Source organism: Nocardia sp. NPDC004260 (assembly GCF_053603155.1).
On sequence record NZ_JBSGEZ010000009.1, the window covers coordinates 59,764 to 77,912 of the forward strand.

Annotated in this window: 17 protein-coding genes; 9 read left to right on the forward strand and 8 right to left on the reverse strand. The window is 67.9% G+C overall.

The genetic code is table 11. The features are described 5' to 3' along the window. Window positions 1–181 precede the first annotated feature (181 nt). Entirely contained in the window at window positions 182–1,912 is a 1,731-nt protein-coding gene (locus tag ACWEO7_RS08015) for a glycosyltransferase family 87 protein (RefSeq protein ID WP_452421767.1), read from the forward strand. A gap of 21 nt (window positions 1,913–1,933) precedes the next feature. Here ACWEO7_RS08015 and ACWEO7_RS08020 read toward each other — a convergent pair whose 3' ends face one another. Together ACWEO7_RS08020 and ACWEO7_RS08025 are read right to left on the reverse strand one after the other, a co-directional pair. Then, window positions 1,934–3,505: a TerD family protein gene (locus tag ACWEO7_RS08020; protein ID WP_452421769.1), complete on the reverse strand. Its 1,572-nt coding sequence runs from the start codon at window positions 3,503–3,505 to the stop codon at window positions 1,934–1,936. Window positions 3,506–3,533: 28 nt separating this feature from the next. Then, window positions 3,534–4,943: a TerD family protein gene (locus ACWEO7_RS08025; protein WP_452421771.1), complete on the reverse strand. Its 1,410-nt coding sequence runs from the start codon at window positions 4,941–4,943 to the stop codon at window positions 3,534–3,536. Between the two features lie 181 nt (window positions 4,944–5,124). Between ACWEO7_RS08025 and ACWEO7_RS08030 the strand changes: the two genes are divergently transcribed. From ACWEO7_RS08030 to ACWEO7_RS08050, 5 genes are all read left to right on the forward strand, one after another. Next, entirely contained in the window at window positions 5,125–5,748 is a 624-nt protein-coding gene (locus ACWEO7_RS08030; RefSeq protein WP_452421873.1) for an AIM24 family protein, read from the forward strand. 6 nt (window positions 5,749–5,754) lie between these two features. Continuing rightward, window positions 5,755–6,450, forward strand: coding sequence for an AIM24 family protein (locus tag ACWEO7_RS08035; protein WP_452421773.1), 696 nt, complete (start codon window positions 5,755–5,757; stop codon window positions 6,448–6,450). A gap of 2 nt (window positions 6,451–6,452) precedes the next feature. Then, complete coding sequence (locus tag ACWEO7_RS08040) at window positions 6,453–7,217, forward strand: AIM24 family protein (RefSeq protein WP_355072070.1); 765 nt, start codon at window positions 6,453–6,455, stop codon at window positions 7,215–7,217. 103 nt (window positions 7,218–7,320) lie between these two features. Continuing rightward, entirely contained in the window at window positions 7,321–8,823 is a 1,503-nt protein-coding gene (locus ACWEO7_RS08045) for a hypothetical protein (RefSeq protein ID WP_452421775.1), read from the forward strand. A gap of 137 nt (window positions 8,824–8,960) precedes the next feature. After that, window positions 8,961–9,806 carry a hypothetical protein gene (locus ACWEO7_RS08050; protein ID WP_452421777.1) on the forward strand — a complete coding sequence of 282 codons (846 nt, stop codon included), beginning with the start codon at window positions 8,961–8,963 and terminating at the stop codon, window positions 9,804–9,806. A gap of 3 nt (window positions 9,807–9,809) precedes the next feature. On the opposite strand, the gene ACWEO7_RS08055 is transcribed toward ACWEO7_RS08050, so the two are convergent. After that, window positions 9,810–10,607, reverse strand: coding sequence for an MBL fold metallo-hydrolase (locus tag ACWEO7_RS08055; RefSeq protein ID WP_452421778.1), 798 nt, complete (start codon window positions 10,605–10,607; stop codon window positions 9,810–9,812). Between the two features lie 47 nt (window positions 10,608–10,654). On the opposite strand from ACWEO7_RS08055, the gene ACWEO7_RS08060 reads away from it, so the two are divergent. From ACWEO7_RS08060 to ACWEO7_RS08070, 3 genes are all read left to right on the forward strand, one after another. Further along, entirely contained in the window at window positions 10,655–11,053 is a 399-nt protein-coding gene (locus tag ACWEO7_RS08060) for a MerR family transcriptional regulator (protein WP_452421780.1), read from the forward strand. 417 nt (window positions 11,054–11,470) lie between these two features. Beyond that, on the forward strand, window positions 11,471–11,731 hold the full coding sequence (locus ACWEO7_RS08065) for a hypothetical protein (protein WP_452421782.1): 261 nt from the start codon (window positions 11,471–11,473) through the stop codon (window positions 11,729–11,731). 7 nt (window positions 11,732–11,738) lie between these two features. Next, window positions 11,739–12,071 carry a hypothetical protein gene (locus ACWEO7_RS08070; RefSeq protein WP_452421784.1) on the forward strand — a complete coding sequence of 111 codons (333 nt, stop codon included), beginning with the start codon at window positions 11,739–11,741 and terminating at the stop codon, window positions 12,069–12,071. Window positions 12,072–12,179: 108 nt separating this feature from the next. Here the strand turns inward: ACWEO7_RS08070 and ACWEO7_RS08075 are convergent, their stop codons facing one another. Genes ACWEO7_RS08075 through ACWEO7_RS08095 form a run of 5 tightly spaced genes read right to left on the reverse strand, consistent with a single transcriptional unit; the run spans window position 12,180 to window position 18,066 of the window. Continuing rightward, complete coding sequence (locus tag ACWEO7_RS08075; protein ID WP_452421875.1) at window positions 12,180–12,968, reverse strand: HAD family hydrolase; 789 nt, start codon at window positions 12,966–12,968, stop codon at window positions 12,180–12,182. A gap of 59 nt (window positions 12,969–13,027) precedes the next feature. Beyond that, window positions 13,028–14,167 (reverse strand): cysteine protease StiP family protein, encoded by a 1,140-nt coding sequence (locus ACWEO7_RS08080; RefSeq protein ID WP_452421786.1) that lies wholly within the window; start codon window positions 14,165–14,167, stop codon window positions 13,028–13,030. Next, on the reverse strand, window positions 14,164–15,624 hold the full coding sequence (locus ACWEO7_RS08085; RefSeq protein ID WP_452421788.1) for a phosphoribosyltransferase domain-containing protein: 1,461 nt from the start codon (window positions 15,622–15,624) through the stop codon (window positions 14,164–14,166). Before ACWEO7_RS08085 ends, ACWEO7_RS08080 begins: the two co-directional genes overlap by 4 nt. Further along, complete coding sequence (locus ACWEO7_RS08090) at window positions 15,621–16,835, reverse strand: HpcH/HpaI aldolase/citrate lyase family protein (RefSeq protein ID WP_450019054.1); 1,215 nt, start codon at window positions 16,833–16,835, stop codon at window positions 15,621–15,623. The genes ACWEO7_RS08085 and ACWEO7_RS08090 overlap by 4 nt, the downstream gene beginning before the upstream one ends. A gap of 13 nt (window positions 16,836–16,848) precedes the next feature. Then, window positions 16,849–18,066, reverse strand: a complete 1,218-nt coding sequence (locus tag ACWEO7_RS08095) for a hypothetical protein (protein ID WP_452421790.1) — start codon at window positions 18,064–18,066, stop codon at window positions 16,849–16,851. Window positions 18,067–18,149 lie beyond the last annotated feature (83 nt).

The following is an 18,149-nucleotide window of genomic DNA, read 5'->3' on the forward strand; positions in this document are numbered from 1 at the left end:
ATGCCCGGCGCCCCTCGGATGCGGGTACATATCCGAACTTCGGTAGAACAGGACCATCAACGCCACCTCCGGGCAGAAATTATTGGTCAGCAGGCGGATTCCGATCGCAGCCAGGGCCGACACGAAGGAAGAGATCACTCGGTCCGGACCGTGGGCCGTACTCCGGGTAGCCTCGGGTTCCGTGACCGATCAGCAGCTGGTGGAGCCACGGAGGAATGGGAGGGCACCGCTGTCGGACCAGAAGGCGCCCGGTGGGGCGTACTACGCCGCCCCTGCTCCGCTCGCCTCTGATCTCCGATCGGCGGACGCGCGGGACCGGCCGAGTCGGAACGATTCGCTCGCCGCGCAATTGTCGACGGTGATCGGTGGGCCGGTCGGTGATCATGCGCTGATCGGGCGGGTGCGGTTCTGGACGCCCATGCGGGTGCTGATGGCGTTCGCCCTGGTTTTCCTGGCGCTCGGCTGGTTCGGCAAGGCGGGATGCATCCAGCAGACCACCGGCGCGGACGGTCCCACGCTCGACTGGAACAACGGCCGCCAGTACGTGGCGATGTGCTATTCGGACACCGTGCCGCTCTACGGGGCCGAGCGCCTGAACGAAGGCGCCTTCCCGTACAAGAAGCAGTGGACCGAACAGACTCCCGACGGTGGGCGGGAGACGCGGTACATGGAATATCCCGTGCTCTCGGGCCTGTACCAGTACCTTTCGATGCGGATCGCGAAGAGCTGGGACGCCTCGCCGCTGCCCGGCGCGCTCCAAGTGGTGATCTACTTCAACGTCGTCGCGGTCGGTCTCGCCATGGCCTGGCTGATCACCGTCTGGGCGTCGGCGTTGCTGTCCGGCCGCCGGATCTGGGACGCTGCGCTGATCGCCTGTTCGCCGTTGGTGATCGTGCACGCTTTCACCAATTTCGACGCGCTCGCCACGGCCTTCGCCGCGACCGGCCTGCTCGCCTGGGCCCGGCGCAAACCCGTGCTGGCGGGAGTGCTGCTCGGTCTGGGCGGCGCCGCCAAACTGTATCCGCTGTTGCTGCTCGGGCCGATCCTCGTGCTGTGCCTGCGTACCGAGACGATGCAACACACGCTGCGCACGCACCTCGGCCTGCGGATACGCGACATCGACGGCTGGCCGACCTTCCTGGCGTGGGTGCGGGAGACGCCCTACCGCATCCAATTCCTCAGCGCCCGCCCGATCGGTGCCGCGTCCGTCGCGATGTGCGCCGCGCTGGCGACCTGGCTGGTGGTGAACCTTCCGATCGCCGCGCTGTTCCCGAACGGCTGGCAGGAATTCTTCCGGCTCAACACCACGCGGCACGCCGACCCGGACTCGATCTATAACGTGATCTCCTCGTTCACCGGCTGGCGCGGCTTCGACGGCCCGCTGACCTACGGGGAGCAGCCCGCGATCCTGAACGCCGTCTCACTGCTGGCGTTCGTCGCGGCCTGCGCGGTGATCGCCTACATCGGTTTCACCGCGCCTCGACGGCCGCGGCTGGCGCAACTGTGCTTCCTCGTGGTCGCGGCGTTCCTGCTGACGAACAAGGTGTGGAGTCCGCAGTACTCGTTGTGGCTGGTGCCGCTGGCCGTCCTGGCGCTGCCGCACCGGCGCATCCTGCTGACTTGGATGACCGTCGACGCGCTGGTCTGGGTGCCGCGAATGTTCTACTACCTCGGCTTGGACCGCAAAGGTCTGCCCGAGCAGTGGTTCACCGGCACCGTCGCACTGCGCGATTTGGCGGTGGTGGGGCTGTGTGCCCTGATCGTGCGTCAGATCTACCGCCCGGAGGAGGATCTGGTGCGGCGCGACTTCGTCGACGACCCGGTCGGCGGTGTCGTCGACCGCATGCCGGACCCGCCGCTGCCCTGGCTGCCTGAGCCGCTGCGGCCGCGAACGGCGGTCGCGGGCGGCTGACCCGGTCACCGGTCCAGGCGCTCACCTCGTACGCAGGAAGCGCGCCTGCCGTTCCGGCTCGTGCGGCAACAGATCCAGATCGAGTTGCCACGCGCTGCCGGTCCACGGGTCGAACAGCGGCGTGCCGCCGATCGTCGGCAGGTGGCGGCACGACTGCGACAGCATCGCCACGGTGGTGTCGGCCGAATCTGATTCGTTCGCGCCCACGATCACGATGGACAGTCCGATCAACTCGCCGCGCGTGATCAACGCGCCGATGCGCTGCGCGTCCGAACTCTGGTAGCCGTGCGGGAAGTCCGCGGCCAGCAGGACCCGGTGCTCGTTGGGCGGCGTGAAAGCGCCGCTCGTATAAGCCAATTCGGCCAGTTCGGCCGCGTCCACCAGCGCTTGCAGCCGCGCCGAGATGTCGGCGTGGTCGGTGATCGGCGGTCCGTTCAGCACGGGAGCGAGCAGGCCGGTGAAGCCGCCGAACGCATCGGTGAGGTCGATGATGTCGACCAGCGTTCGCCGCTGCGGCGCCGTGGCGAGCAACCGCGCCAGCAGTGCGCCCACGACCGGCGCGACCGCACGGGTCGACTCGGCATCGATCCACAGCGGCCGATTCAGCGGCACCGGAACACAGTACGGAATACGCAGCGCCCCCCGGTCGAGCGCGTACAACTCGCCGAGCCGGATACCGTCGCTCGGCACGGACGGCTTGTCCCAAGCGGGTGAGTCCCAGGACGCGAGGGCGGGCGGCAGCACCCGGTCGGCCGCGGCGAGTTCGCCCATCAGCTGTTCGGCATCCCGCTGGTGATTGCGCTCGGCGGTGTCGACCAGTTCGTCGTGCCGTTGCTGCGCGGCGCTGCGCGCCTGCTCGGCCGCCGGAGTGTTCCTGGTCGCGGGATCGGAGACGGCGAGCGACAGTTCGTGATCCAACCGCTTGGCCGCGTACTCGCGTGCCGATACCAGCGCGGCGGCCGACCGCGCGGCGTCCTCGAACACCATCCACAGCCGTTCCAGGCCGTGACCGACTTCCAGCGGCGCACCGGCGGCGGCGATCTGCGCGTCACCCGCCAGTGGACCGGACATGGTGTGCGTACCGGGCTGGTCGACCTGCTCCGGGTCCGCACCGTCGACCTCGACGCCGTGCGCCGTGAGCAGCACGGCGAGGCCGCCCGCGTAACCCTGGCCCACCGCCCGCAGTTTCCAGGCCGGACCGCGCCGGTACACCTCCAGGCAGATCAGCGCCGTCTCACCGGACGACGGGGTGATCGCGAATTCCGCGGTCACGCTGTCGTTCTCGGACAGGGTGGCGGTGACCGGCCCGAGCCCGCCCGCCCGCGCGGGGGCGGCCGGGTCGGCGCTGACCACCAGCAACACGGCCTTCGCATCCGCGCGTACCTCGGTGAGCGTGATCGTGACCCCGTCGGCCGCCAAGGCGACCCCCGCCGTGGCGGGCTGGTTGTAGAAGACGAAATCGTCGCTGGAGAACACCTTCAGGTTCTCCGCCACCACCAGCGCGGAAACGTCGAGCGCAGCCTCGGCTTTCGCACTGAAACGAACGACCTCACCGGTCAACGGGATGTTCTGACCGGCCTGCAGTTGAATCACCTTGTCCGCCCCGCTGTCCCGCCGCCGATCAACCGTTGACGAGGAAGCGGCCGAGCTGCGGCACCGCCTCACCCGGATGCTTGGCCTGGAAGCCCTCGCCGAGCGCCTGCAGTTTCCAGTCGTTGCCCACCCGGTACAGCTTGGCCATCGCCATCGCGGTGAACGGCATGCCGCCCGCGAGGGTGTATCTGGCCAGCTCGCCGTTGTTCGTCCCGTCGACCAAGCGGCAGAACGCGTTCTGCACCTGCTCGAAGGTGTGGCCCTTGTAGGAGGTCACGATGAACAGCAGCGTGCTGACGTGCGCGGGGACGCGGGTCAGGTCGACCAGGATCACCTCGTCGTCGCCCTCGCCCTCGCCGGTGAGGTTGTCGCCCTGGTGGCGGATGGAGCCGTCTTTGGAAGTCAGCTGTCCGTAGTACGCGACGTCCACCGGGTTCATGTCGGCGAACATGATGACCGACGCGTCGAGGTCGATATCGACCGTGCGGTTGCCGAACATGCCGCGGCTGCGCACCGGATCCCAGCCGAGACCCATCTTCACGAAGGTCAGCGCGGCGCCTTCCTTGCGCAGCGTGACGCGCTGCCCCTTGACCAGGCTGACCGGGCGGTCCTTGCTGAGGCTGACCTCGGCGGGCTGCTGCGGCTGCGACGGCTGGCCGGGCGGCGGGTAGCCGGGTCCGGGGGCGGGCGGCGGCGGGTAACCCGGACCAGGCGGCGGGTAACCAGGGGCACCCTGCGGTGGCTGGCCTGGGCCGGGCGGCGGGTAGCCAGGTCCGGGCGGCGGATAACCACCGGTCGGCGCGTACTGCGGCGCCTGCTGCTGGGTCGGGTACGCCGGGGTGGTCGGCGGCGGGTAGTTCGGCTGCTGCTGGGCGGGCGGCTGCTGAACCGGCTGCTGCGGAGGCGGCGGAGCCTGCGCGGGCTGGGCGGGAGCATCGTCGACCGTCACACCGTGATCGGTGACCAGCGCGGCGAAACCGCCCGCGTAGCCCTGTCCGACCGCACGCACCTTCCACGCACCCTGGCGGCGGTACAGCTCGAGCGCGATCACGATCGACTCGGTGTTCAGCCCGTCGATCCGGTAGGCGTACAACTGATTTCCGGCCGTGTCCGACACGATCGCGGTCGGGGCGGGGAACCTACCGAAATTGCTGTTCGCGTCGTCGAGCGTGATCACAGCGCGAATCTGGTCGATGTCGGCGGGCACCGCGTTCAGCGACACCGCCAGCGACGCGGGCTGGCCCGCGGGCGCCGGCTGCAGATTGACACCGGGGCCGCTCGGCTGGTTGAAGAAGACGAAATCGGCATCGGAACGGACCTTGCCCCGCTCGGTGACCAGTAGCGCCGACAAATCCGCCGGCGCCGTGAGCTGGACGGATATCACCACGTCGTTGGTGGCCAGCGGACCGTTCTGGCCCTTGGCGAGAGTTGCGGACAAGTTCGACCCTTCGCTTGTCGGTGCGTTCGCCTGACACTCTACGAGAAACGCGCTGCGCGGCGCTGGAATCGAACGGCCGTGCTGCCCCGACACCCCCGGAACCATCGGTTAGGGTGACGGCACGTAGATGGAATACGGCGATCCCACCGTGTTCCCGATCGAGACAGCAGGCAAAGATTCCATGGCGCAACTGTTCGAGCACTCGAAGAAGGTGATCGAGGCCCATCTGGCCGGCACCAGCCTCCGCGCGATCTCCGGTTCGATGATCGCCTACGAGGGAAATGTGCAGTTCAAGGCGGCCGGCTTCGGCGGTGGCGACGGCGTGCTCGCCGGGCTGAAGCGCCGGGCCACCGGTGAGAAACTCTCGCTGATGGAGTGCGCCGGTCACGGACGAGTGTTCTTCGCGGTCAACGGCCAGCACGTCACCGTCGTCAACTTGAACAACGAGACGCTGCAAGTGGAGTCGCAACAACTGCTCGCGTTCGCCGGGAACCTGCGCACCGACGTGCGTTTCGCCGGTTTGCGCGGTGCGTCGACCGGACAGGGCCTGTTCACCACGACCGTCTCCGGCCAGGGCCAGGTCGCGCTGCTCTCGGCCGGCGGTCCGCTCATCCACCTGGAGGTCTCGCCGCAGTACCCGCTGATCGTCGATCCGGACGCGTTCGTCGCGGCGCGCGGAAACCTCAACCAGTCCTTCGTCACCGACGTGTCCTGGCGCAGTTTCGTCGGTCAGGACGCGGGCGAGGCATTCTCGCTGCGCTGGGACGGCCACGGCGTGGTGTTGATCCAACCGGCGGAACGGTAGAGACGGATGTTCGAGAAGATCAACGGCAAAGTCGTCAAGGTCAACGTCGGAATGGCGGGCGGCGTGGTCGCTCGCAACGGCGCGATGCTGTTCTACACCGGCGATGTTTCCTTTGCTCCCCACCAGATTCCGGGGGCTGGAGGGATGGGCGGCATGGGCGGGCTGATGGGGCTCGCGGGCCGTGCGATGGCGGGTGAGCACGAGCGCACCATGCTCGCGCAGGGCAATGGCGAGGTCCATTACGGATTCGCCGGCCTGGAGGTGCACGTCGTGCACATGCAGCCGGGTGCGACGTTGCGCGTCGAGGCTTCGCGGCTGCTCGCCAACACCGCCGGATTGCAGAGTTCGGTCGTCTCGGTGATGAGTTCGGGTGGCGGAGGCGGTGGCGGCCTGATGGGCGCGCTGCGTGGCGCCGCCTCGGGGGCGTTGACCGGACAGGGCCTGTTCACCACCCAGTTGTCCGGGCAGGGCGCCGCGGTGCTGCTCGCGCACGGCGGATTCCTGGAATTGCAAGTAGGCGGCCCGAATCCGATCGTGGTCGATCCGCAAGCCTTCGTCGCCGCCTACGGCAATGTGCAGACCGAGCTCAAAGCGGAGCTGAGCTGGCGAGACGCCGTCGGGCGCGGTTCCGGCGAGGCGATGCAGTTGCATTGCGTCGGGCAGGGCGTCGTCTACGTGCAGGCCTCCGAAGAGAAGTTGTGAGCATGTCCCAGATCCTCAACCCCATGAATCTCGGTGAGAGCGACAACATCCCGGGAAACAGCTACGCGTACTGCATCGACCTGAACAAGCCGTGGTTCATGCGCAAGGGCGCGATGATCGCCTACTACGGCGATATCCGGTTCCAGGCGCTCAGCCACGGGTTGCAGGGTGGACTGCTGCACATGGTGTCTCAGCAGTTCTCGGCGCCGCTGTTCACCGGCGACTACGTCGTCGCGGAGGGGCACGGCAAGCTGATCATCGGCGACCGTGGCTACGACATCAACTCCTACGATCTCGAGGACAACGGCAACCTGACCATCCGGGCGGCGAACCTGCTGGCTTTCGAGCCGGGCCTCTCGCTCAACCAGTCCATCGTGCCCGGGTTCCTCACGTTGATCGGCACCGGCAAGTTCCTGGCCTCGTCCAACGGGCCGGTGATGTTCGCCGAGCCACCGCTGCGCGTCGACCCCGAGTCGCTGGTCGGCTGGGCGGATTGCCCTTCCCCGAGCCACCACTACGACGAACGCTGGATCTCGGGTTTCCTGGCCGCCGGTGCGGCACGATTCGGCGTGAACTCCGGTGAGGAGCGCCAGTTCGATTTCACCGGCGCGGGGACCGTGCTGATCCAGTCCAGCGAGAAGGTGCTCAGCGACTCCGTGCTGGTGCGCACCATCGAGGGACAGATCCAGAGCGGCATCACCGTCGGCGGCCTGCAACGACTGCAAGGACTCATCGCCCAGCAACTGGCCGGGCACCAGCAGTACTGAAACGCGGCGGTGACGCGAATCGGGTACCGACGGTCGCGGCCGTGCCCGCGTAATCACTCGTGTGGGGGATTCGCGGCCCGCCGGACCCGGATACCGTTCATTCGTGTTTCACATCCTCTCCTCCCAGGTTCTGCGCGCGGCGCTGCCCGCGGCAATCCTTGCCGCGGTAGTGGCGGCGCCCGCCGCCGCGACGCCGATTCCTTCGGTGCCCGCCGTGCCGGAACCGGCGCGATTCGTCGGCGCCGCCGCGAGCGGCGAACCGGTCACCGGCATCCCACCGGTCCCGCAGAACCCACATCTCGCGCCGAACGGAAACTCGGGCGTCCACAACGACGGGTGGATGAGCGATACCTACAGCCGCCCCGGTCCGCTCGGCCGGTCACCGCGGACCGATTCCCTGCTGCTCGGCAGCGAGTGCGGTTCGGTGGCGTTCGACCGCGCCGGACGCATCGTCAGCACCTGCCTGGGGCTGCAACCGGGCCTCTACCTCATCGACCCGACGACGATGAGCGTCCTCGGCAAACATCCACTGCCGGGCAAGAATCCCCTCGATACGCTGCGGCCCGGCGCTTTCAACAACTTCGGCGGCGGCGGGTACTTCTACCTCGATGACGAAGACCGCGCCGTGGTGGGCACCAGCACCGGGCACATCCAAGTGTTCGCCGAGAACCCCGCTGCCGACGGGTTCTCGCTGGTACGCGACTACGACCTGACCGGCGTGCTGCACCCGGAGGAGACGCTGAACTCCGCACTGCCGGACTCGAACGGCCTGATCTGGTTCGTGGCCAAGACGAACGGCGTGGTCGGCACACTGGATCCGGATACCGGAGCAGCGCAGGTGGTTCGGCTCGGAGATGGTACGGAGAACCAGATCGAGAACTCGTTCGCGGTCGGTGCGGCCGGTGAGGTCTACATCGCCACCAACCGGCAGCTCCTGCGTTTCGACGCCGGTTCCGACGGCGCGCCCCGGATCACCTGGCAGACCACCTACGCCAACAGCAACCAGCGCAAGCCGGGCCAAGTGGACGACGGAACCGGCACCACACCTACCGTCCTGCCCGACGGCTATGTCGCCATCACCGACAATGCCGATCCGATGAACGTCGTCGTCTACCGCACCGCGCCCTCGGTCGCCGAACGGCAGGTCTGCGCGGTGCCGGTGTTCGAGCCGGGCCACAGCGCCACCGAGAACTCGCTGATCGGCGCGGGACGCTCACTCATCGTCGAGAACAACTACGGCTACGGACACCCCGACGCGGTCGCCTCCGGCAAGACCACCGCTGCGGGCTTCGCCCGTGTCGACATCGACACCGACGGCAACGGCTGCCATCTGACCTGGACCAATTCGGTCGAAGCAGCGCCGTCGGTGGTACCGAAGCTGTCCCTGGCCACCGGGTTGATCTACACCTACACGGAGGGCACCGATCCGAGCGATCCTTGGTACTGGACGGCCCTCGACTACCGCACCGGCGCGACCGTGTGGAAACAGCTGTCCGGCACCGGCCTCGGCTTCAACAACAATTACGCCGGAATCGCCCTCGGCCCCGACGGAGCGGCCTACCTCGGCACACTCGGCGGACTGGTGTCGATGCGCGACAGCGGGTGAGCCGGGGCGCGCGAACCGCGTCAGAGCGGAACAGGCTAGTGGGCGTATCACCTACGGAGAGCAAAGGATTCGCTACAGCTCGGTGAACTCGCCTTGATGTTCGCCAGGGCAGGCGCCGGTCAGCGGAGAATCGAAAGATGGCTGACTTGGCGCTTTCGCCGCAGCGTCGCACGGCGCTGACGAACCTCGTCCAAGACGAATCCAGCTTCGCGACAGCGTATCCGCGGGTCGCGGAGTACTGGTCTACCGCGGGCCGGTTGCCCGGCACCGGTGACGACATCAGCGACGCCTCCTTCGACCTACACCTACTGCACTACATGACCGGCGGTGCCAGCACGAATCCGTACTGGGACATCGTCGCCGCCGCGGTATCGCCCGGACCGAGAGAGCGCGCGAACCGCGCCGAGGTGAACGGCGGCAACCCGAAAGGCAGTGCGCGGCTGGCGTATGCGCAGATAGTGCTGCAAGCCGCGTACGCGTACGCGATCCCCGCGCCTGCCACACTGCGCTGGGTAGCGGACGTCGCGCAGGGCAGGCCGGTACTGGAGGTCGGCTCCGGGCGCGGTTACTGGGCGCATCAACTCACCCGAATCGGCGTGCCCATCAGCGCTTTCGACTCCCACCCGCCGGACCGGGCGACCAACACGGCCTTCCCCGCCGCGCCGGGGCAGACCGCGACCTGGCATCCCACCGCCACGCCGCCGTCTTCCACGGCCGCTCTGGTCGCTGGGCATGCCGACCACGCGCTGTTCCTCTGCTGGCCGCCCGGCTGGGAGAACCCGATGGCCTCCATGACCCTCGCCGCCTACCAGGAGGCGGGCGGCTCGTCGCTGATCTACATCGGCGAAGCGCGCGGCGGGCGGACGGCCGACAGCGCGTTCTTCGACCTGCTCGAAGCCGGATGGACCTTGCTCGACCAGGACCCGGGCTATATCTCGTGGTGGAATCTCGGCGACCGGGCACAGTGCTGGCAGCGCCGGTAGGGGTCAGCTCGCGCGCTGGAACTCCCACGGGTCGTGCGCACTGATCAGGGTGACCTCGTCGCCGTGATCGCGGTGTAGCTCGCGCAGCCGCGCCTGGGTGCCCAGCCGCAGGTCGTGGTGGACCTCGGAACCGGTCTGCACGACGTCGAGCACCGGGTGCGGCTGCGGAGCCGGATCGAGTTCGCGGTGGTAGTAGTACGCGTCGCCGCAGTGCAGCAACCAACTGTCGCCGTGGCGAACGGCGACCCCGGTGTGGCCCGCGGTGTGCCCACCCAGCGGGATCAATTGGAAGTCGTCGGGCAGGTCCTTCGGTTGGATCGCGTTGAAGCCGAACCATTTTCCGGTCGGTTCCGCCGGGTAGGCCACCCAGTTCGGATCGTGCGCCCAGTGCGCGGAGCGATAGCGGAAGCTCGGCGCTTCGGCCTGCGCCGCTGCCAGTTCGGCGGCGAGGACGTGGACCTGCGCGTGCGGGAAGTCGGGCAATCCGCCGCAGTGGTCCACGTCGAGGTGGGTGAGGATGATGTGCCGGACGTCCGCGGGCTCGTAGCCGAGCCGTTCGACCTGCCGGGTCGCGGTCTCGTCTTCGGAGAGGATGGGCTGGGCCATCGCCACCCAGTCCGCGCCGAGGGTGCCCGCCGGGTCGCGCACGTCGTCCAGTCCGATGCCCGTCTCGATCAGGACCAGGCCGTCGGACGCGGTCTCGACCAGCAGGCAATGGTTCACGGCATGCGCGGGCGCGGGTCCGTCGTAGGTGGCTTCGATCTGCCGAACCGATCCGCAATTGAGGTGATGGATTGTCATGTGAGCTAGTCTGTGACTTGAAGCGCGGTTCAAGTCAAGGAGACGAGATGACCGACCTGCTCGATATCGCCGAGGTCGGCGAACAAACCGGCCTCGCCCCCTCCGCCCTGCGTTTCTACGAGAAACGCGGACTCATCGCCCCGACCGGCCGCAACGGCCTACGCCGCACCTACCACCCCGATGTCCTGAGTCGCCTGGCACTCATCCTCTGCGCACGCGGCGCCGGATTCACCCTCACCGAAATCGCCCGCTTCCTCCGCGCCTCCCCCTCCGACGCCGAACTACGCGCCCGCATGGCCGAAAAAGCCCGGCAACTCGACGACGACATAACCCGCCTCATCCGCATGCGCGACAGCCTCCGCCACGCCGCCACCTGCACCCACGACCCGTTGGTCGAGTGCCCGGACTTCAAATCCACCTTCGAACCGACCGCCAGCGCTGTGTGAGGCGGCGAATCCACATCAACACCAAATGCCACCGCGTATTCGACGGAACCAAAACGGCGTCTCTTCCATCTAATCTCGATGTAAGGCAATGAAGTTGATCTCCTGGGTTGAGCTTTTCGTCTCAACCACGGGCTGATGAAGCGGTCGCCGGGAGACCCAACGAAGTTGCAACTGATGGCACCGTTCCGGTGCTCGACATGGGGAGTCGAGTTGAATTTACGCGCACTTGTGATGGTCGCAGCGGCGATTGCGGTCCCGATCATTGGTCTGACACCGGGTCCAGTGGCTCATGCCTCATTCCCCTGGGGGGCATGCGGCGCCAGCTCGCCCGAGGACAAGGTGGTCACAACCTTCGGTGAGTGGAGGCTGCTGTGCGGGAACAAAGACTATGGGTATCGGCATATCCAAGCCGGCCACATGAGCGACTGGGAAGGGCTCGCGGCGATCGAGGGCCGCAACTGGCGCGACATCGCCGATATGGCAATCGCCAAAGCTCACGACGCACCCGACTGGCATGGCCCGCAGAGCGCCGGTAAGTATTGTTATACGGGGCAGATCTATCTGGTCAACCGGAGCACGGGAGCGATAGCCAAGACCGTCCAGCCCACCGTAATCGTGAGCGAGAGCGGGATAGTGATCACCGCCTTCCCTGGAGGAGCATGCCGTGGAAAGGTCTGAACCCAGCGTGGACGAACTCGCCGAGTCGGTGATTCGTGCCGGGACAGAGTCCGGATACCGGATCAGCCGCGACGAGGCGGGTCGGTTGCAGATAACCGCTGTCGGCGACTCACCGGTCGAACCTCCGCTGACTTTCGTGGTAACGGACCAGCAGCTCCGCGACTACTACGCACGCCTGGCGGCAAATACGGGAGGACCGGTGGGCGCGGGCACCCCGTGGAAAACATGGATGCTCTTGATGTCGACCCATCTCGACGAAGCTGTTTACAAGGCCGGAGTACTGAACCAGCCTTGCGTGATCGTGATCGGGGAGACTGGCTTCTGGCCCGTACCAAAGTAGAGGCAGGCGATTCACCGCTTCGGGACCGGCTCAGCGCAGCAGGGGTCCCGCGATGCGACAACCTCGGTACAGAGGGATCGAGAGCAGGGATGCCGAAGTCCGTGCCGGCTACTCGGAAGGCGTCGGAGCAGCCTTGATGAACCAGTTGATGATCTCCTCGCCCGCGAGGATGCCGGTGGCTCGGGTGACGGTGAGGTTGGGGTGGGTCCAGTTGAGTTGTTCGAGTTCGCCGTGGCGGGGGCGGATGGCGGAGTCGGCGGCGCGCAGCATTTCGGCGTCGAGGGCGCCGTCGCCCGCGGCGAGGGTGCGCGCCTCGTCGGCGAGTTCCCGGTTTTCCCACAGGCGCTTGCGCACCTCGGCGACCGCGCGGCTCTTGCAGACCGCGACCGGCATGGTGTAGATCTTGCGGCCCTGCTGGGAGGCCGACCAGCCGCGCGGACGGCACCAGTCGTCCCACTCGGCGAGGAATCCCTCGGGGACGGCTTTGGGCTTGACCACCAGATAGCAGAACAGGTGGTCGGCCACGCGGAACTTGGTGACCCAGGAGTCATCGATGCGGGTGTGCAATTCCTTGCTCACCTCGGACAGGGTGGCCCCACCCGCACGGACCTTGGCGTCGATGTCGATGCGCCAGCTCAAATCGGGCACACCGTCCACCAGGATGTTCCCGCCGTTGCTGGTGATGGCGTAGCGCCACGGCGCTCCGGGCAGCCGGATGCGGTCGAACTGTTTGATGGTGCGGGTGGTGGTGGGAACGACGGCGGCGGGTTCGGTCAGGGTCTGCATCCGCAGCGCCGCGGTGGTGGTCATGAACGACAGCGGCGACCCTTCCAGATGCTCCACGCAGACCGTCGGCACGTCGGCGGTGGTGCTGAAGGCGTTACGCGAGTAGATCATCGTCCGGTCCAGGTCGGTCGCGATCAGCGCCCGTCTTCGATGGGTTGCCGGGGATAGGTTCACTGCTGCACGTCCTTGATCAATCCCATACACGAATATGCCAGGTCGGCGACGATTTCGACCGGGACACCCCGGGCCGAGGCGAGCATCCGGATGTGCGCGTGCTCCGGCGCGTCCGCCTCACGCACCAGCACCCGCCACGGCACCCGCCGCAGCAGCACCCGCGTGGTCTCGCCGACACCGGGCTTCACGAAATTCACGCTGGTGATGCCGTACCGCTCCCGCACCTGCTCCACCGATGCCCAGCCGGTCCAGGTGGGCGTCCGGTCGCTCGCGCGGATCGCGGCCACCTCGGCGGGCACCCGATCGCGGATCGCGTCGAAGGCGCCGCTCACGGTGTCCAGCAGGCGCCCGGACACGTCGTCACCGGCCAGTTCGCGGTAGAACTTGGCGCCGTGGAAATCGCCGGGTCCGATCAGCGTGTCGTTCAGAACCGTGCGCGAAACCAGGCCGGAGACAGTCGAATTCAGGCAGGCCGAGGCGATCAGGAAGTCGTCGCGGGTGCCGTAGGTGCGCACGCAGTGCCCTGGATCGGCCAGCACCGCCAATTCGTCGTCGAACCGCGGGCCACCGGCGGCGTGGTAGGCGTCCAGCGCTTCGGTCAGTTCGCGGGTGATCGCGCCTTTGCCCGTCCATCCGTCCACGAACACGACCGAGGACGGATCGTGCTGCTCGGCCAGATAGTCCAGCGCGACCGCGTCGATGCCCCGATCCCGCACGATCGACACCGCGTAGTGCGGCACCTCCAGGCTCGGACGCCGCGAACGCAGCCACCGGCGCATGAGAATGCCGACCGGCGTGCCCGCGCGAGCCAGCGACACCAGGACGACGTCCTCGCCACGTTCGGCGACGACCAGCTCCGACACGGTCGCCACGGCCAGCGCGAGCCGTTCGGCGCTGGCCGCGAGCACCTCGTCGAACAGCGCCCGGTACGACGCGTCGGGCTGATATTCGATCGGCAGCGACTCCGCGTAGTGCGCCTTCCCGGCCTGGATCCGCCGTTCCCGCTCGGCGATGTCGGCCTCCAGGTCGACTTCCGACAGATCCTTCAGCAGCCAGGAGACTTCCTCGGCCGCGTAGGAGCCGAATTCCGGTCCGTGCAGCGGGATGGGTAGCGCGCCCACCCTGGTGCTGGTCATATCCGGCCCCCGTTCGACTCCACGCGTTCGGCGTACAGCCGCCGCGGATCCGCCTCCGGTAGCACCGCGAGCAGCACGTCGGCCCCGGAAGCGGTCAGTACATCGATCAGCCCGTGTTCGGCCATCAGCTCCGCGGTGTCGGCCGGCGAGTCGACCACGACGACGAGCACCGGATCGGCGGCCGGGCCGTCGCCCTCCGCGCCGCTGTCGACGCCGTCGTCGGTGATCGTCACGGCGGCATCGCGGCCCGATGGGGCGGCGACCAGCCCCGCCAAATCGGCCTCGAACAGGTCGAGCGAGGTCACGGGCCACTGCGCGTTGTACAGATAGCGCGGCGCGGCATCGCCCGGCTCGGGTGCGGTGAAGCGAAACCCTCGTCGCAACGGATATCCCGGCTCATCCAGCACGTACGCGGGCGATCGCGTGGTGGTCTGGAAGCGGGTGGGCGTACCCGACTCGGCGAGCAGCGCCGCCAACCGCAGGGGCAGGTACATCAGCTCCTCGTGTCCGAGCACGATGACGGTCCTGCCCGCGAAGTCCGCGTCGAGCCGGGCGGTCAAAGCCTCGCCTGCCTCCAGCAGCGCCGCCTCGAACGCGCCGATGTCGGAAGCGAGTACGCCGTGCCTGCCACCCTCTGGAACCGCGGTCGGCCAGGGGAGTTCGACGCGTCCGAACGAGCCGAGGTGCGCGGCGGTCGGGTTGAACCGCGGTTCGGGAAGCGCGCCGACCGCGTCGACCAGCCCGTCGGGCAGCGACGCGCGACCGATGGCGAGACAGACCGTGTCGATGCGGGCACCGAGTTCGGCCGCGGCCGCGTCGAAGTGGGCGCGATCGGCCTCGGTGCGCAGATCGACCAGTGACGCGAGCACGTAGTGCGCACGGGGCGCGAAGGCGTGCAGCGCGCGCACCGCATCGATCGCCGTCGCGCCGGTGGATATCTCGTCATCGACCAGTACCAGCGGCAGATCGTTGACGAAGATGTCGGCAGGCGCCGGTTGCAGCAGGTGGGAAGTGGCGTGCGAGTGCCCTTCCTCGAAACCGGCGAGTGTCGACGCGTGCGGCACCGCGCGCCGAGTCGAATGCAGATAGCAGCTCGCGCCGATTCGCGCGGCCACACAATGACCGAGACCCGTTGCGGTCTCGGCGAATCCGAGCACGACGGCTTCGCGCTCACCGAGCACCGCGCGGACCAGATCGCCCAGCTGATCGCCCGCACCGAGCACCACCCGCGGATCGGTCGGCAGATGCTTGCCCAGCACGGTGGAAACCAGCAGGTGCGCCCGGCGCCGATTGTTGTGGCGCACACCCGGCTGCACCAGGGCCGAGATCGGCAAACTCGCCGTGCGCAGCCGGTCCGAGCCGAGTTCGCGCACCGGATCATGATGCAGGTCTATACCGAGAACCTTTGTCGCCCAATATGTTTCGTTGTCGCCGAAATCGGTCGCGGTCCGGCTCATACGGTGACCAACGCCGTCAGCAGATCCACGAACGACACTCCCTTGTTCGCCACGCCGAACACCCGTGCGCGCAACAAGGTCTGTCGCGCCCAACTGCGATGCGGCCGCATCTCGTTCATCTTGTTCCGGTAGCCGGAGGCCGCCACGCCGCCGACGTCGTCACGCAGGATGTCCAGCGCGTCCGAGTACTCCTCGTGCGTCACCACCGACAACGCGTGCACGGCCGCCACGTGGGACGGGTGGATCACCGTCTTGCCCTGGATGCCGTTGGCCCGGTCCAACGTGATCTCCCGCAGCAAACCGTCCAGATCCCGGCTGACCAGGTACTGCCGGAACGGCACCGCATCGGACTCCTCGAACGGCGCCGTCCGCAGCAGCGGCCGGAACATTCGTTCGTGATCGGCGAAGTACTCCCACACCGGCCCCGTGATGACGAAACCGGTTCCGTCCGCGCGCCCCAGGTAGTTCACGATGTCGGCGATGACGTCGGCGACCACGCGCACGTCGTAGATGGTCAGGTCGCGGTCGCGCCGGATGCCGAAGGTCGAGCACATGTCGGTCGCGCCGACCCGCACCGCGAGCACCCGGTCCCGGTGCGCGGCCAGCAGCGCCGCGATCTGGGTGAGTTCGTAATCGCGGGTCTCCCGATGCACCAGCCCCGCCGACTCCAGCACCGGCATCCCGTACAGCGGCCGGTCCAGCCGCTGCGCCGCCACGTTCAGCGCGTTGAGGTACTTCGGCCCGGTGACGCTGTCGAACTTCGGGAACACGAACCCGGTCAGCACCTTGGCGCCCGGTCCGAGTTGCTCGATCAGCTCGGTGATCGTGTCCGCGTCGCGCACCCGAACGAACAACAGCGGGTTGGCGTCGTGGCTGCCCGCGAGCAGATCCAGCGCGTCGACGGTCTGCCGCTTGGCGTACTCCACCTCGTGATCGGCCACCGCGTCCTCGAGGTCGATCACCATCGAACACACGCCGTGCTCGGCCCGCCTGCCGATCGTCAGCGCGAGATCGGGCCTGGTCGCGGGCGCGTACAGCGTCGCACCGAGACCGATCGCGAGCAGCTCGCGATCGGTGTTGTCGTCGCCGAACGGTTCGGGCTGCCGGTGGAAAAGACGCCTCGCCTCCGGTCCGTGCAACTGCCGGAAGTGGCGCAGCGGCATTCGCTTCCGCAGGGAAACCTCCTGCTGGACGGCGATGCCTGCGGTCATCGTTGCCCCATTCTCATTCTCGTCGTGGTCCTGCTTGTCTTCTCATTCGATCCACTACCCCGGCTATGAATTCGGTGACGGCATCCAGTTCCGCCACATAGGCCCAGTAGTCGGGGTGACGCCCCGACAGTGTTTCGCTGATTCGGTCGATTCGTGCCGCTTGCGCGTCGAGGACCGACCCCCATTCGGCGACCAGCCCGCGGCTCACCGCGAGCATCTGCGCGTCCCGCAGCCGGAATCGTACGGCCTTGGCCTGCTCTTGCGGGTCGGACCGAACCGCACGCAGCAGGCTAAGCCGCTTGGTGACGGCGTCGACTCGCTGCTCGGCCTCGGCGAGGAACCCGCGCGCGGATGTGGTCAGATCAAGTGCAAACTCCGGATTGTTCTCTACCGCCGCCGCACGCGCCCTGCCGAGGGCCGCGTCCGCGGCCTCGATGGCTCGCTGACTTTCCCGCTCATTGTTAGCCAGATCGGCCGAACTCGCAGCATTGAACTCGCGCAGCAGCGCCGAGAACGCCTGCGGAACGCCTTCGGCCCTGGTCCGGACGGCGGCAAGTCGGGTTGTCACGGACGATATCGCGTTGTTCGCGGCCGCCGCCCGAGATGGTGCTTGCGCCAACGCATCCGCCAGCTCGTTGGTGACCGCCTGCAGATGGTTCGCCGCCTCCCGCACGGTGCCCGCGGACGCGCCGGAACCCGCCGCCTCCAGTGTGACCAGCGCCTCATCGACCGCGGCGGCGTGCCTGCGCACCGACGGATAGTCCGCGAACTCCGATTCGGCGGCCCGGCCGCGCACACCGGCCGCGGCGACCTTCACCTGCTGGGCCAACTGCGGCACCGCGCCGAGTACCGCCACCGCCTCTTCCAGCTTGCCCTGGTCGCCGCGATAGAACTCGTCGACCGCGCGCGCCGCGTCGGCCAGTTGCCGTACCGCTGCGTCGACGCGCTGCCGACCCTGCGGCACCGGCGGGCCGCCCTGCTGCGCGGCCTCCAGCTCGGCGCTCAGCGTCAGGTACACCTCCGCGGCGCCATAGCAGCTGTGCCGCAACGGTTCCCAGCGCGCGCCCGTGCGCCGCTCGGGGAAGATCTGATCGGCGGCGTGCACCGCGGCCTCGGCCGCGCTCTGGCGCCGATCCATGTCGAGGAAAGCCGTCGCCAGCGTCGCGCGGGCATGCTCGATCCACTCGTCGTTCTCCGACGAACGAAACCATCCACGCCTCCGGCCTGCCACGCCCCGATGGTAGGAGATCTTCCTGTTCGCCGGGGGTTACGCGGGTTCCTACGAAAGTTCGCGGAAACCTACTACTGTCGATG